This window comes from Streptomyces rugosispiralis (assembly GCF_024505145.1).
Lineage (GTDB): Bacteria > Actinomycetota > Actinomycetes > Streptomycetales > Streptomycetaceae > Streptomyces > Streptomyces rugosispiralis.
Window position 1 is genome coordinate 1 of sequence record NZ_JANIAA010000063.1, and the last position, 13,456, is coordinate 13,456.

The 13,456-nt window shown below is 71.2% G+C and carries 13 protein-coding genes and 1 tRNA gene; 6 read left to right on the top strand and 8 right to left on the bottom strand.

Going from position 1 to position 13,456, the window contains the following annotated elements:
* Positions 1-218: 218 nt before the first annotated feature.
* The 4 genes from NP777_RS44310 to NP777_RS44325 all read right to left on the bottom strand — a co-directional run bounded on the left by NP777_RS44310 (position 219) and on the right by NP777_RS44325 (position 1,779).
* Positions 219-305: transfer RNA gene (locus tag NP777_RS44310), tRNA-Ser, on the bottom strand.
* A gap of 69 nt (positions 306-374) precedes the next feature.
* A complete protein-coding gene (gene tadA, locus NP777_RS44315; RefSeq protein WP_256655871.1) occupies positions 375-875 on the bottom strand; it encodes a tRNA adenosine(34) deaminase TadA in 501 nt (166 codons plus the stop codon).
* A gap of 18 nt (positions 876-893) precedes the next feature.
* Positions 894-1,409: a tRNA adenosine deaminase-associated protein gene (locus NP777_RS44320; RefSeq protein ID WP_256655872.1), complete on the bottom strand. Its 516-nt coding sequence runs from the start codon at positions 1,407-1,409 to the stop codon at positions 894-896.
* A gap of 202 nt (positions 1,410-1,611) precedes the next feature.
* Positions 1,612-1,779, bottom strand: coding sequence for a hypothetical protein (locus NP777_RS44325; RefSeq protein ID WP_256655873.1), 168 nt, complete (start codon positions 1,777-1,779; stop codon positions 1,612-1,614).
* Between the two features lie 180 nt (positions 1,780-1,959).
* Here NP777_RS44325 and upp point away from each other — a divergent pair, with 180 nt between their 5' ends.
* A complete protein-coding gene (upp, locus tag NP777_RS44330) occupies positions 1,960-2,595 on the top strand; it encodes a uracil phosphoribosyltransferase (RefSeq protein WP_037956795.1) in 636 nt (211 codons plus the stop codon).
* Between the two features lie 15 nt (positions 2,596-2,610).
* On the opposite strand, the gene NP777_RS44335 is transcribed toward upp, so the two are convergent.
* Both NP777_RS44335 and NP777_RS44340 read right to left on the bottom strand, forming a co-directional pair.
* Complete coding sequence (locus NP777_RS44335) at positions 2,611-3,321, bottom strand: LytR C-terminal domain-containing protein (RefSeq protein WP_256655874.1); 711 nt, start codon at positions 3,319-3,321, stop codon at positions 2,611-2,613.
* A 133-nt stretch (positions 3,322-3,454) separates the two neighbouring features.
* Positions 3,455-3,754 carry a type II toxin-antitoxin system VapB family antitoxin gene (locus NP777_RS44340; RefSeq protein ID WP_014061825.1) on the bottom strand — a complete coding sequence of 100 codons (300 nt, stop codon included), beginning with the start codon at positions 3,752-3,754 and terminating at the stop codon, positions 3,455-3,457.
* Between the two features lie 458 nt (positions 3,755-4,212).
* Here NP777_RS44340 and NP777_RS44345 point away from each other — a divergent pair, with 458 nt between their 5' ends.
* Positions 4,213-5,802: an SDR family oxidoreductase gene (locus tag NP777_RS44345; RefSeq protein ID WP_256655875.1), complete on the top strand. Its 1,590-nt coding sequence runs from the start codon at positions 4,213-4,215 to the stop codon at positions 5,800-5,802.
* A 57-nt stretch (positions 5,803-5,859) separates the two neighbouring features.
* Here the strand turns inward: NP777_RS44345 and NP777_RS44350 are convergent, their stop codons facing one another.
* On the bottom strand, positions 5,860-7,242 hold the full coding sequence (locus tag NP777_RS44350) for a cytochrome P450 (RefSeq protein WP_256655876.1): 1,383 nt from the start codon (positions 7,240-7,242) through the stop codon (positions 5,860-5,862).
* Between the two features lie 165 nt (positions 7,243-7,407).
* On the opposite strand from NP777_RS44350, the gene NP777_RS44355 reads away from it, so the two are divergent.
* On the top strand, positions 7,408-7,818 hold the full coding sequence (locus tag NP777_RS44355) for a BlaI/MecI/CopY family transcriptional regulator (protein ID WP_256655877.1): 411 nt from the start codon (positions 7,408-7,410) through the stop codon (positions 7,816-7,818).
* 3 nt (positions 7,819-7,821) lie between these two features.
* Positions 7,822-8,769, top strand: coding sequence for a M56 family metallopeptidase (locus tag NP777_RS44360; protein ID WP_256655878.1), 948 nt, complete (start codon positions 7,822-7,824; stop codon positions 8,767-8,769).
* A gap of 106 nt (positions 8,770-8,875) precedes the next feature.
* Here the strand turns inward: NP777_RS44360 and NP777_RS44365 are convergent, their stop codons facing one another.
* Positions 8,876-9,331, bottom strand: a complete 456-nt coding sequence (locus tag NP777_RS44365) for a tellurite resistance TerB family protein (RefSeq protein ID WP_256655879.1) — start codon at positions 9,329-9,331, stop codon at positions 8,876-8,878.
* Between the two features lie 314 nt (positions 9,332-9,645).
* Between NP777_RS44365 and NP777_RS44370 the strand changes: the two genes are divergently transcribed.
* A complete protein-coding gene (locus NP777_RS44370; protein ID WP_256655880.1) occupies positions 9,646-10,740 on the top strand; it encodes an acyltransferase family protein in 1,095 nt (364 codons plus the stop codon).
* Positions 10,741-10,983: 243 nt separating this feature from the next.
* A complete protein-coding gene (locus NP777_RS44375) occupies positions 10,984-13,347 on the top strand; it encodes a terpene synthase family protein (RefSeq protein ID WP_256655881.1) in 2,364 nt (787 codons plus the stop codon).
* Positions 13,348-13,456 lie beyond the last annotated feature (109 nt).

The window sequence follows — 13,456 nt, forward strand, 5'->3', positions numbered from 1 at the left end:
GCCCCAGCAGCCCCAGCCCGACCCCAACCAGCAACAGCAGCCTCCGCAGCAGCCGCCCCCGTCCGGCCCCTGACGGGAACGGCCCCGGCGCAACCCCGCACAGACAACCCCGCACAGACAAACCCGCACCGACGACGCGCAGACAACCCCGCACAACACCCGCGCACACAAAGACGTAGGGCCCGGCTCGCGATGAGCCGGGCCCTACGTTCTTCGAGCGGTAGCGGTGGGATTTGAACCCACGGAGGAGTTGCCCCCTCACGCGCTTTCGAGGCGCGCTCCTTCGGCCGCTCGGACACGCTACCGAGGGAGAGCCTAGCGGACGGGTGGCCGGGAACCGAAATCGGTTCCGGAACGGATCCGCGCGGTGGGGCTCAGGGCTTGCGGAAGAACGCGGTCAGGGGGGCCGCGCACGCCTCCGCCAGGACGCCCGCGATCACCTCGGGGCGGTGGTTGAGACGACGGTCGCGGACCACGTCCCAGAGGGAGCCGACCGCGCCGGCCTTCTCGTCCACGGCGCCGTAGACCAGCCGGTCCAGGCGGGACAGGACGATCGCGCCGGCGCACATCGTGCACGGCTCCAGGGTGACCACCAGGGTGCAGCCGGTCAGCCGCCAGCCGCCGAGGTGGTGGGCGGCGGCTCGGAGGGCGAGGACCTCGGCGTGGGCCGTGGGGTCGCCATGGGCCTCGCGCTCGTTGCGGCCGCGGCCGAGTACCGAGCCGTCCGGGCCCAGCACGACGGCGCCGACCGGCACGTCTCCCGTCTCGGGTGCCCGCACCGCCTCCTCCAGCGCCAGGCGCATCGGTTCGCGCCAGGGGTCGCGCAGGGGGTCGGGTTCGGGGCCGGGCAGGAGGCCGGTCAGCGGATCGGTCATGACATCAGTGTGCGGCGGTCAGCGCACCGCCTCCAGCCCCTCCATGCTGCAGCCGAGCATCTCGGCGATCGATTCGAGGGCGTCCCCGTCGAGGGCCTTCAGCTCCTTCTCGTCCATGCCGAGGTCGGCCAGGATGTCGGCGTCGCCGAGCGGGCCGATCGGGACCGGGGCGTCGTCCGCGTCCTCGTCGTCCCGGTCCGGCTCGCCGTCCTCGGTGCCGTCCAGGTCGACCAGGCTGTCCAGATCGTCGTCGGGGTCCCGGCCGAGCAGCTCGTCGGTGAGCATCGAGCCGTACGAGGTGCGGGCGGCCGCTGCCGCGTCCGATACGTAGATGTGCGGGTCGTCCTCGCCGTCCACGCGGACGACGCCGAACCACGCGTCTTCGTGCTCGATGAAGGCCAATACCGTGTCGTCGTCCTTGGCAGCCAGACGGGCCAGTTCGATCAAGTCCGCCAGGGTTTCCACGTCATCGAGCTCTGTGTCGCTCGCTTCCCACCCTTCTGCGGTGCGCGCGAGCAATGCGGCGAAGTACACCGTGACTCTCCCACTGGTCATAGGCGTGCCGGGGGCGGGCGGGACAGTGTCCCGCCCCAATCGGAATCGTGGCAGAAACCGTCGCTTCGCGAGAGGTCTTCCACGCTGCGTCGTGCACCAGTCCAAAGAGATGTGGCTCACGCGGACGGAATCGAAACACGCGGAAACCGTCTCCGGCGGTTCGACGGAAGCTCACCAGGGCTCACCAGGAGAACGTCCGCATGTGTATCGCCCGGCGCATCCGGGCGGCGCGGGCCTGCCGGGGCCGCACCTGGTTCCGTACCGCCCGCGCCTCGTTCAGGGCGCGCAGGAAGCGGTCGCGACGGCGGCTGCGGTCCGCGGCGGTTTCCCTCGCGGTCGCGTCGGCCATGTTCACTCACTCCTCGGGGCCGAGGTGTCGCCCGGTGGGTGGGGCCGAGCGCTGTTGCCCACTTTCCCCCGAATCGGAGGTTTGATGCCAGTACGGCGGCAGACGGTCGAGTGCGGGGCGGCGCACGGAGGACGTCACCGGCGGGAGCCGGGCTCCGGGGGCTCGGTTAGTGTCGTCGCCATGCGGATCCACGTCGTCGACCACCCGCTGGTGGCGCACAAACTCACCACGCTGCGCGACAAGCGCACCGACTCCCCCACCTTCCGGCGGCTCGCCGACGAGCTGGTGACCCTGCTCGCGTACGAGGCCACGCGCGATGTGCGCACCGAGCAGGTCGACATCGAGACCCCGGTGACGGCCACGACCGGGGTACGGCTGTCCCATCCGCGCCCCATGGTCGTGCCGATCCTGCGGGCCGGTCTCGGGATGCTCGACGGCATGGTGCGGCTGCTGCCCACCGCCGAGGTGGGCTTCCTGGGCATGATCCGCGACGAGGAGACGCTCCAGGCGTCCACCTACGCCACCCGGATGCCCGAGGACCTCTCCGGCCGTCAGGTCTACGTCCTGGACCCGATGCTGGCCACCGGCGGGACGCTGGTCGCGGCGATCAGGGAGCTGATATCGCGGGGCGCCGACGACGTGACCGCGCTGTGTCTGCTGGCGGCGCCCCAGGGCGTCGAGCTCATGGAGCGCGAGCTGGCCGGGGCGCCGGTGACGGTGGTCACCTCGTCCGTCGACGAGCGGCTCAACGAGCAGGGGTACATCGTGCCGGGGCTCGGCGACGCGGGCGACCGGATGTACGGGACCGCGGGCTGAGGGGTCCTCGACGGCTCAGCGGCAGGGCGATCCGGAGGGCGCGGGCGAGGGCTTGGCCAGGGCGGCCAGCGCCTTGTCGGCGTCCTTCTGTTCGACGAGGTCCTTGAAATCGTTGCCGATGATCAGGTCGATGTCCTTGCCGTCGCGCGCGTCGTTCTTGGTCTGCGCGCCGGTGAGCTGTGTGCCGAGCACATTGAAGGCCCCGTCGCCGGCGCCGGGGGCGCCGAGCAGTATCCCGGTGGCCTTGACCTTCTTGTCGTACTGGGTCGGGGCGTTGCCCACCTTCCCGATCTTGAAGCCGCGCTTCTCCAGCTCCTTGGCGGTGTCCTTGGCGAGGCCGGAGCGCGTGGTCGCGTTGTAGACGTTGACCGTGATCTGGGAGGGCTTGGGCAGCTTCCCGCCCGTACGGCCGCCCTGGCCGCCCTGACCGCCCTGGCCGCTCCGGCCGCTGTCGGACCGGCCGGACTTGGCGTTCTCGTCGGGGTGCTTGTCGATGCGCTCGCAGTCCCCGGTGCCGTGCGCCGCGCGGACCTTCTGGCCACCGCCGTCGCCGGAGAAGACGTCGATGAGCTGAAGTGTTCCCCACCCGACCAGGCCGAGCGCCAGAACCGAGCCGAAGGCGGTGAACATCAGCCGCCGGCGGCCGCGGGGTCGGCTCATCCGCGGGTAGCGATCGCCCGTAATGCGGTACTTTCCGCCCATGCCGGGAGGGGTCAGCATGCTCATGTGCGCAGCGTAGTGCGGCCAGGTGGCGATGCCTACTAAATGATCAATGGTTGGTGCTCAGACCTACCCGAAAGGGTCAACGCTGATCGGAAGTCGATCAACGGCGATCGGTCACCGGGGAGCGGGGGCGCGGTCAGCCCTCGAGCTCCAGGACGCGCGCGTGCAGCACCTGGCGCTGCTGGAGTGCGGCGCGCACCGCCCGGTGCAGCCCGTCCTCCAGATAGAGGTCGCCCTGCCATTTCACGACATGGGCGAAGAGGTCCCCGTAGAACGTGGAGTCCTCGGCGAGCAGCGTCTCCAGGTCGAGCTGCTGCTTCGTCGTGACCAACTGGTCAAGACGTACCGGGCGTGGGGCGACATCCGCCCACTGGCGGGTGGATTCCCGGCCGTGGTCGGGGTAGGGCCGACCGTTTCCGATGCGCTTGAAGATCACACGGAAAGCCTACCGGGCAAGCCGCTCCCGGCGCAGCCAAGGCGCTCGAGTGCCGGGCCGGAGCCGGGTCCCGCCGTATGCAGAAAAGTGGAAAAAATGCTTGAAAGGGGCTAGGCGCTCATGGGGGCCCGGAGTAACGTAAATAACAGCCTGCGGGGCGAGCGAGGGAGCTTGACCGGAGAGGCGTTCACGACAGGGATGTGAGTCCCCGAGAGAGCGTCTTCTAGATGGCCGGGCTGAGAGGCTCGAAGGTCGGGGAGACCTGAGAGCGACCTCCAACACCTGATACGGACAATGCCGCCGAAGGGAGCCCACCTCGCAGGTTTCGTCCTGCGCGGGAATCCCCCTCGCGGGAATCCCCCTCGCGGGAATCCCCCTCGCGGGAATCCCCCTCGCGGGAATCCCCCTCGCGGGAATCCCCTCTCGCGGGTTTCGCGCCGCCCGCGCACCATGGCCTCATGGCCGTTCCCCAACGCCCGCCGGGTCCGCACGGCGCCCCGGAGCCGCGCCGCTGTCTGGTCACCGGCGCCACCGGCTATATCGGCGGCAGGCTGGTGCCCGAGCTGCTGGCCGCGGGACATCGGGTGCGATGTGTGGCCCGCTCGCCCGAGAAGCTGCGCGACCAGCCCTGGGCGGGGCGGGTGGAGACCGTACGCGGCGATGTGACCGACGAGGAGTCCGTGCGCGCCGCCATGGAGGGCGTGGATGTCGCGTACTACCTGGTCCACGCGCTGGGCACCGGATCCGGCTTCGAGGAGACCGACCGCCGCGCCGCCCGGATCTTCGGCGAGCGGGCCCGGGCCGCCGGGGTGCGCCGGATCGTCTATCTCGGCGGGCTGACCCCCAAGGGCGTCCCCGAGTGTGCGCTCTCGCCCCATCTGCGGTCCCGGGCCGAGGTGGGCCGGGTGCTGCTGGACTGCGGGGTGCCGACGGCCGTGCTGCGGGCCGGGGTGATCATCGGCTCCGGCTCGGCCTCGTTCGAGATGCTGCGCTATCTCACCGAGCGGCTGCCGGTGATGGTGACGCCCCGCTGGGTGCGCACCCGCACCCAGCCCATCGCCGTCCGCGACGTGCTGCGACTGCTGGTCGGCTGCGCCACGCTGCCGGATGAGGTGCACCGGGCCTTCGACATCGGCGGCCGCGACGTCCTCACCTACCGCGCCATGATGCGGCGGTACGCGCGGGTGACCGGGTTGCGGCGGCGGCTGATCGTACCGGTGCCGGTGCTCACCCCCGGGCTGTCCAGTCTGTGGGTCGGCCTGGTCACCCCCGTACCCGGCGCCATCGCCCGCCCGCTGGTGGAGTCGCTGCGCCATGAAGTGGTCTGCGCCGAACGGGACATCACCCGCTATGTGCCGGACCCCCCGGGCGGGCCGCTCGGCGTGGACCGGGCGCTGGAGCTGGCCCTGCGGCGGATCCGCGACGCGGAGGTGGCCACCCGCTGGTCCTCCGCCGCCACCCCCGGCGCGCCCAGCGATCCGCTGCCCACCGACCCCGACTGGTCGGGCGGCAGCCTCTACCAGGACCGCCGCGAGCGCGCGGTGGACGCCTCGCCGGAGGACCTCTGGCGGGTGGTGGAGGGGATCGGCGGTGAGAACGGGTGGTACTCGCTGCCGCTCGCCTGGGCGCTGCGCGGCTGGATCGACACCCTGGTGGGCGGTGTCGGGCTGCGCCGGGGCCGCCGGGACGCGGCGCGGCTCAGAGTGGGGGACAGCCTCGACTTCTGGCGGGTGGAGGAGGTCCTGCCGCCCCACCTGCTGCGGCTGCGCGCCGAGATGCGGCTGCCGGGCCTGGCCTGGCTGGAGATGGCGGTCGACCGGGACGCGCGGGGCGGGGCGGTGTATCGGCAGCGGGCGCTGTTCCACCCGCGCGGTCTCGCCGGGCATCTGTACTGGTGGTCGGTCGCGCCGTGGCACGCGCTCGTCTTCGGGGGGATGGCCCGGAACATCGCCGTCCGGGCCGAGAGGGGCGAGGCCGGGACGGGCCGGGGCGGGACGGGCGCGGCCGGGACGAGAGCGTCCGCGCCGTCCGCGTTCCGCGCCCGGTGAGCCCGGCCGGTTCGTGGGGCGTGGGCCCCGCCGGTCCGGGGCCGCCGAACCCCGCCGTCACCGGGACCCGTTCGGGGATCCGTTCGGAGAGCCGTTCGCGGACCGGTTCGTGGACTGGTTGGCGGACCGGTTCGTGGACCGGTTCGTGGACCGGTCCGTGGATCGGTTGGCGGACTGGTTCGTGGATCGGTTGGCGGACCGGTTCGGCCGCAGCTCCTCGAAGGCGAGCGGCAGATGCCGCGGCCCGCGCAGCACCGCGTTCCGCCGGTAGGTCGGCGGATCCTCCAGCAACCGGGGCCCGTCCAGCCGGCGGGCCAGCTCGGTCAGCGCGATCTGCGCCTCCAGCCGGGCCAGCGGGGCGCCGAAGCAGCTGTGGATGCCACTGCCGAAGCCGAGGTGCTGGTTGTCCCTGCGCTGCGGATCGAACCGGTCGGGGTCGGGGAACCGCTGCGGATCGCGGTTGCCCGAGGCCAGCAGCAGCCAGACGGACGCCCCTCGGGGGATGGTCACGCCCGCGATGTCGATCTCCGAGAGCGGGGTGCGCTGGGGAAGCATCTGCACCGGCGGATCGAACCGCAGCAGCTCCTCCACCAGCGGCACGACCAGATGGGGATCCTTGCGCAGCCGGGTGAGCACATCGGGGTTGCGCAGCAGGGTCAGCATCCCGTTGGTGATCAGGTTGACGGTGGTCTCGTGCCCCGCCACCAGCAGCAGCGCCGCGGTGCTCAGCAGCTCCATCCGGCTCATCCGCCCTTCCGGGCCCTCCCCGCCGACCAGGATCGAGAGCATGTCGTCGCCGGGCGCCCGGCGGCGCTCCTCGATCAGCTCGGACAGATACGTCGCCAGCTCCGTACGGGCCTGCCGGGTGATCCGCCACCGCTCGGCGGCGTCCGCGTCCGGGTCGGGGTCCAGACTGGTGGCGAGGGTGTCGGCCCAGGCGTGGAAGCGCGGCTCGTCCTCCCGTGGCACCCCGAGCAGCCGGCAGATCACGGTCACCGGGAAGGGGTAGGAGAAGTGGTCGACGAGATCGATCCGGTCCCGCCCCTCGAAGCCGTCGATCAGCTCGCCGACGATACGGCTGAGTTCACCGCGCATCTCGTGGAGCCGGCGCGGGGTGTGCGGCGGGCCGAAGGGCGCCGTCGCGAGCCGGCGCAGCCGGTCGTGCTCGGGCGGGTCCAGCTTCAGGAAGCTGGGCGGCAGCCCCGGGTCGTCCTCCTCGGGCAGCTCCGAGGCGGCCTGGGGGTCCAGGTTGCGCGCGTCGGAGCTGAGCCGGGGGTCGTGCAGCAGACCGTGGATCTCCCAGTAGGTGGAGACGATGTACGGCCCCTCCTCGTCGTGCGCCACGGGCGTCTTGCGCAGCTCGGCGTAGATCGGGTACGGGTCGGCTCGATGGGCGTAGTCGGTGATCTGCCGTACGAGCGAGCCTTGCGTCTGCGTCATGGCTGAGTGCGTTCCTTCGTCGGGGTCGTCCCCCTGCACAGCATCGGCGAGGCGGCCCGGCCCCGCGCGTACAGCCAGGCCAAAGGGGCGAACCCGCGACCGTGGCCGCTCGCTACGATGGAGCGCCGCGCGCCGGGCGCGTGCGGTGGGGAAGGAGACGGTGTGATGGACCACGACCGGACCGGCGGGCCCGGCTGGCCCCGCCGCCCCCGTCGGCGTGGCCAGGGCGAACTGGAGGCGCAGGTGCTCGCGGCGCTGAGCCGGGCGCCGGGGCCGGTGACCGCCGCATGGGTGCAGGAGCGGATCGAGGGCGAACTCGCCTACACCACGGTCATGACCATCCTGTCCCGGCTGCACGCCAAACAGGCCGTGACGCGTGAACGCGCGGGCCGCTCCTTCGTCTGGCGGGCGGCGTCGGACGAGGCGGGGCTCGCGGCGCTGCGGATGCGCCGGGTGCTGGACGACCAGGACGACCGCGAGGCGGTCCTGGCCAGCTTTGTGACCGGGCTGACCCAGGACGACGAGCGGCTGCTGCGCGACCTGCTGACCGACGTGGCGGAGGAGCCGGAGGACTGACCGATGGGCCTCTTCGTCTTCCTCCCGCTGGTTCTGCCCCTGACGGCGCTGCCGATCGCCCGGCTCGCCGAGCAACATCTCCATCCGCGCACCGCCACCCGGCTGCTGACGCTCGTCGGCACCGTTCTCGCGGTGTGCTCCACGCTGTGCCTGGGGCTGCTGATGGTCGTCGGCACGGCGCAGCTGCCGGGCAACCCGCTGCCGGACAGCTGGTCGGACCCCGAGGTACGGGCGGCGGTGCCCTTCGACGTGGTGGCCGGGAAGGCGGCGATCGGCGCGCTGGCGGCGGTGGCCGTGTCCTGTACGGCCACCTGTCTGCGGCATGGCCGGGTGCGGCGGGACGCCTGGCTCGCGCTCGCCGGGCTGCCGGAGTCGCCGGTCGCGGTGCTGCCGGACGACAGGGCGTACGCGTACGCGCTGCCCGGGTCCTCCGGGCGAGCGGGGCGGCCGGGCCGGATCGTCGTCTCCACCGGGATGCTGGACAGCCTCAGCACCCGTGAGCGGCGGGTCCTGATCGCGCATGAGCGCGCCCATCTGACCGGGCACCACCACCGCTATCTGCTGGCCGCACAGCTCGCGGCGCGGGCCAACCCGCTGCTGCGGCCGCTGCGGTCCGCGGTGGACTACTGCGCCGAGCGCTGGGCGGACGAGGAGGCGGCCCGGGAGGTCGGCGACCGCCGGGTCACGGCGCGGGCGGTCGGCAAGGCCGCGCTGGTCTCCCGGGGCACGCCGGGGCCGGCGCTCGCCGGGTTCGCCGCGCCGGGGCCGGTGCCGCGCAGGGTCGCGGCGCTGCTGGAGCCCGTGCCGCCGCCCCGGCACTGGCCGCCGACGTGGACGGCGGCGGGGCTGGCCCTGTGGATCGCGGCGGTGGGCACCGCCGCGTCCGCGCTGTCCTCGGCGAACGCGGCGGTTGCCCTGGTCCTCGTCCTGCACGCCGCGACCCCGCTGTAGCTCCGGGTCGCGCCCTTACGGCGGGCAGGGCGGTCTTACGGCCGCGGCTTACGGACGCGGCTTACGGCGTGCGTGGCCGCCTTACGGCTTTTACGCCTCGCTCGTCCTACAGGTCGAACTCGGCCGGCGGGAGCTCCAGCGTGTAGCACGCCTCGCGGACCATGGCCTGCTCGGTCTTGTCGAAGTTGCCGTCCGCGCCACCGATGACGATGCCGATCTGAATCACGGCGCGTGCCTCGGCGGGCTTCTTCTTGGCCTTGGCGACCTCCTGCATCACGCTCACCTTGCCGAACTCGAAGTCCGTGGTGAGCTTGTTGACGTAGTCGTTGAAGCGCCGCTGCAGATCGTCGGCCGGGAAGTTCTGCAGCACCTCGTTGGTGGCGATCAGCTGGGCGACGCGCTGCCGCTCGGACGGGTCGACCGAACCGTCCGCCGCCGCCACCAGGGCACACATCGCCATGCTCGCGTCACGGAAGGCGCCGCTCTTCAGGTCGTTCTTCTTCGAGACGAGCTGAGTCTGCATCGTCTGAGCGGACTCCTTGATGCGGTCCCAGAGGGCCATGGCCACTCACACTCCATAGGGTCGTTAGGATCTACAGTTGTGTAGAAGCTAGCAGGCGGGGTCGGTCAGGGCTGGGTGGATCGGCCCTCTTCGTCACTCCGTGAACTGCTCAGAGAGGTAAAGAAGTTCCCAAGCTGAGGAGGTGACGGATGTGCTGGGCTGGATGTAAACCCTTGTACGCGAGAGCTGAGCCTTTTGGGGCGTGGGCTCGCGAGCGCCACTATGGTGCGTGGAATGTTCCACTCCACAACCCCCCGCCTAAACCTGGAAAGAGGCCGGATTTTCCCCGGAGGTTCCCCGGGAGGGCGTATGTGATGAACGTCTCGTCCTTACTGCCGACACTGCCCGCGCGGCGCGCACCGGCATCCCCGCCCGCCAGGGCGGCACCGGCTCCGTCCCCCGCGCCGAAACAACGTGACGCGTTCTTCGACAACGCCAAATACCTGGCCATCGTGCTGGTCGCCATGGGGCATGTGTGGGAACCCCTGCGAGACGGCAGCAGAGCGGCATCCGCTCTCTATATGACCGTCTACACGTTCCACATGCCGGCGTTCATCCTCATCTCCGGGTACTTCTCCCGGAATTTCGATCTCCGGCCGGACCGGCTCAAACGTCTGATCACGGGCGTCGCCGTTCCGTATGTCCTCTTCGAGATCGCGTACACCTTCTTCAAGCGGTGGGCGGACGACGATCCGTCCTATCCGATCAGTCTGCTCGACCCCTGGTATCTGACCTGGTTTCTGATCGCGCTCTTCGTCTGGCGGCTGACCACGCCGCTGTGGCGGATCGCGCGGTGGCCGGTCGCGCTGGCCCTCGCCATCGCCGCGCTCGCCGCCTGTTCGCCGAATATCGGTGACGACCTCGATCTGCAGCGGGTGCTGCAGTTCCTGCCCTTCTTCGTGCTGGGGGTGCATATGCGGCCGGAGCACTTCCGGCTGATGCGGCGGCGCGAGGTCAGATGGCTCTCGGTGCCGGTGGTCGCGGCCGCGGTGGTCTTCGCCTACTGGGCCGTGCCGCGGATGAACCCGGCGTGGTTCTACCGCCGGGACAGCGCGCAGGAGCTCGGTGCGCCGTGGTGGGTCGGGACGGTCATGACGTTCGCCCTCTTCGGCTGCTCCATGGTGCTCACCGTGTGCTTCCTCGCCTGGGTGCCCCGGCGCCGGATGTGGTTCACGGTGCTCGGCGCCGGGACGCTGTACGGCTATCTGCTGCACGGCTTCCTCGCCAAGGGCTCCCGCTTCTGGGGCTGGTACGACCACCCGTGGCTGCACCGGCCACCGGGGGAGATCGCGGTGACGGTGGTGGCGGTGGCCGTGGTGACCGCCTTGTGCACGCCGCCCGTCCAGCGGGCGTTCCGGTTCGCGATGGAGCCGCGGATGGAATGGGCCTTCCGGAGACGCGACGGATGATCGGCGCGCTCGACCGGCGCCCCTTGTCAGGGTGGCATGGGACAAGGGGCGCCGGTCGCGTTGTGTGGCGAGGGGCGCCGGTCGCGGTGCGTGGCGAGGGTGCCGGTCGCGGGAGCGCACTTGTGTGACTAATTGGGCTTTCGGATAGGCCAGTTGTGGCATGGGTAGCCCGTAGCCGACCCTCGGCCCGTAGCCGGACGACGACTACTGGCCACCGTCGCACGGAGAGGTGCCGGCCCAGCAGTGACACAGCCCTTTCAACTCCCCGACTTCTACATGCCGTATCCGGCGCGGCTGAACCCCCAGGTCCAGGCGGCACGGGAGCACTCCACCCGGTGGGCCCGCGAGATGGGAATGCTCGAGGGCTCAGGGATCTGGGAGCAGGAGGATCTCGACGCCCACGACTACGCCCTGCTGTGCGCGTACACCCACCCCGACTGCTCCGCCGCGGAACTCTCGCTGGTCACTGACTGGTATGTGTGGGTGTTCTTCTTCGACGACCACTTCCTGGAGACGTTCAAGCGCTCCCAGGACCGTGCGGCCGGTAAGGCGTATCTCGACCGGCTGCCCGCCTTCATGCCGATGGACCCGGCCGCCGGGATCCCCGAGCCCACCAACCCGGTCGAGGCGGGGCTCGCGGATCTGTGGGCGCGGACGGTGCCCTCGATGTCGGCGGACTGGCGGGCGCGGTTCCGGGAGAGCACCGAGAACCTGCTCAACGAATCGCTCTGGGAGCTCTCGAACATCAACATCGAGCGGGTCCCCAACCCGGTCGAGTACATCGAGATGCGCCGTAAGGTCGGCGGCGCGCCCTGGTCGGCCGGGCTGGTGGAGCACGCCGTCGGAGCCGAGGTGCCGGCGGTGGTCGCCGGGTCGCGGCCGATGCGGGTGTTGCGGGACGCCTTCGCGGACGCGGTGCACCTGCGCAACGACCTGTTCTCGTACCAGCGGGAGATCGAGGACGAGGGCGAGCTCAGCAATGGCGTCCTGGTCCTGGAGACGTTCCTGTGCTGCACCACCCAGGAGGCGGCCGACTCCGTCAATGAGCTGCTCACCTCACGGCTGCAGCAGTTCGAGGACACCGCGCTCACCGAGCTCGGGCCGCTCTTCGCCGAGCACGGTCTGGACCCGGCGGCCCGCGCGGGGGTCCTCGCCTACGTCAAGGGGCTCCAGGACTGGCAGTCCGGCGGCCATGAGTGGCATATGCGCTCCAGCCGGTACATGAATGGCGCGCACGGTGCGGACGGCCCGGATGATGCGGACGGCATACGGGGGGCGAACGGCGCGTACGGCCCGTACGGCCCGTACGACGCGAACGGTTCGGACAAGGTCCCGGCGTGGTCACCCTTCGCGCTCAGCGGCCTCGGCACCTCCGCGGCGAGCCTGCCGCTGACCACGGGCCGGGCGGAGGCGGTCCGGGCCCGCAGGTTCGGCCATGTCCCGTTCCAGAGGACCGGGCCCTCCCTGCTGCCGGACTTCTTCATGCCGTTCACCCTCCGGCTCAATCAGCATCTGCCCGCCGCCCGCGACCACCTGGCCGACTGGGCGCATCGGATGGGCATCCTGGGACCGCAGCCCGGCATTCCCGGTTCGCACGTCTGGGACGAGCGGCGGATGCGCGCCGCCGACCTCCCGCTGTGCGCGGCCGGTATTCACCCGGACGGCTCCGCGGATGAGCTCGATCTGGCGTCGGGCTGGCTGGTCTGGGGCGCCTACGCGGACGACTACTACCCGGCGGTCTTCGGCCGCGGCCACGACCTGGCCGGGGCTCGGGCCTGCAACGCCCGGCTCGGGGCGTTCATGCCGCTCGACGCGGGCGCCACCCCGGACCCGGCGAACGCGCTGGAGCGGTCGCTGGCCGACCTGTGGAGCCGTACGGCGGGCCCGATGGAGGACGACTCGGCGCGCCGTGAACTCCGTAAGGCCGTCGAGAACATGACCGCCGGCTGGCTGTGGGAGCTGGTCAACCAGACGAAGAACCGGATCCCCGACCCGGTCGACTACATCGAGATGCGCAGGCACACCTTCGGCGCCGACCTCACCATGAGCCTGTGCCGACTGGCGCGCGAGCGTCGGGTGCCGCCCGAGATCTACCGCAGCGGCCCGGTCCGGTCGCTGGAGAACGCCGCCATGGACTACGCGACGCTGCTGAACGACGTCTTCTCGTACCAGAAGGAGATCGAGTTCGAGGGCGAGGTCCACAACGGCGTCCTCGTCGTCCAGAACTTCTTCGACTGCGACTATCCGACCGGGGTCGCCGTCGTGAACGATCTGATGACGTCCCGGATGCGGCAGTTCCAGCATGTCGCGGCGCATGAGTTCCCGGTGCTGTACGACGACTTCGGCCTGGGGCCGGAGGCCCGTAAGGCGATGGACGGCTATGTGGAGGAGCTGCGCGCCTGGCTGTCCGGGATCCTGAACTGGCACCGCGGGGTCCCGCGCTACCGGGAGGAGGAGCTGCTCCGCGCCCACCGGCGGCCGGTGGGGGCCGTGCCGGGCGCCGAGAAGGGAGCCGGGGCGCGGCCGGTGGCCCCGTGGCACGGGCCCACCGGGCTCGGCACCTCGGCCGCGCGGGTTCCGGTGCCCGCCGGAGCAGCACGTACGTAAGGACCTCCGTAAGGACCGTGAGGACGTCTGTAAGGACGGCGAGGACGTCCGTAAAGGCCGTAAGGACGTCCGTAACGACCGTAAGGGCCTCGGGAACGAGACCTCGGGC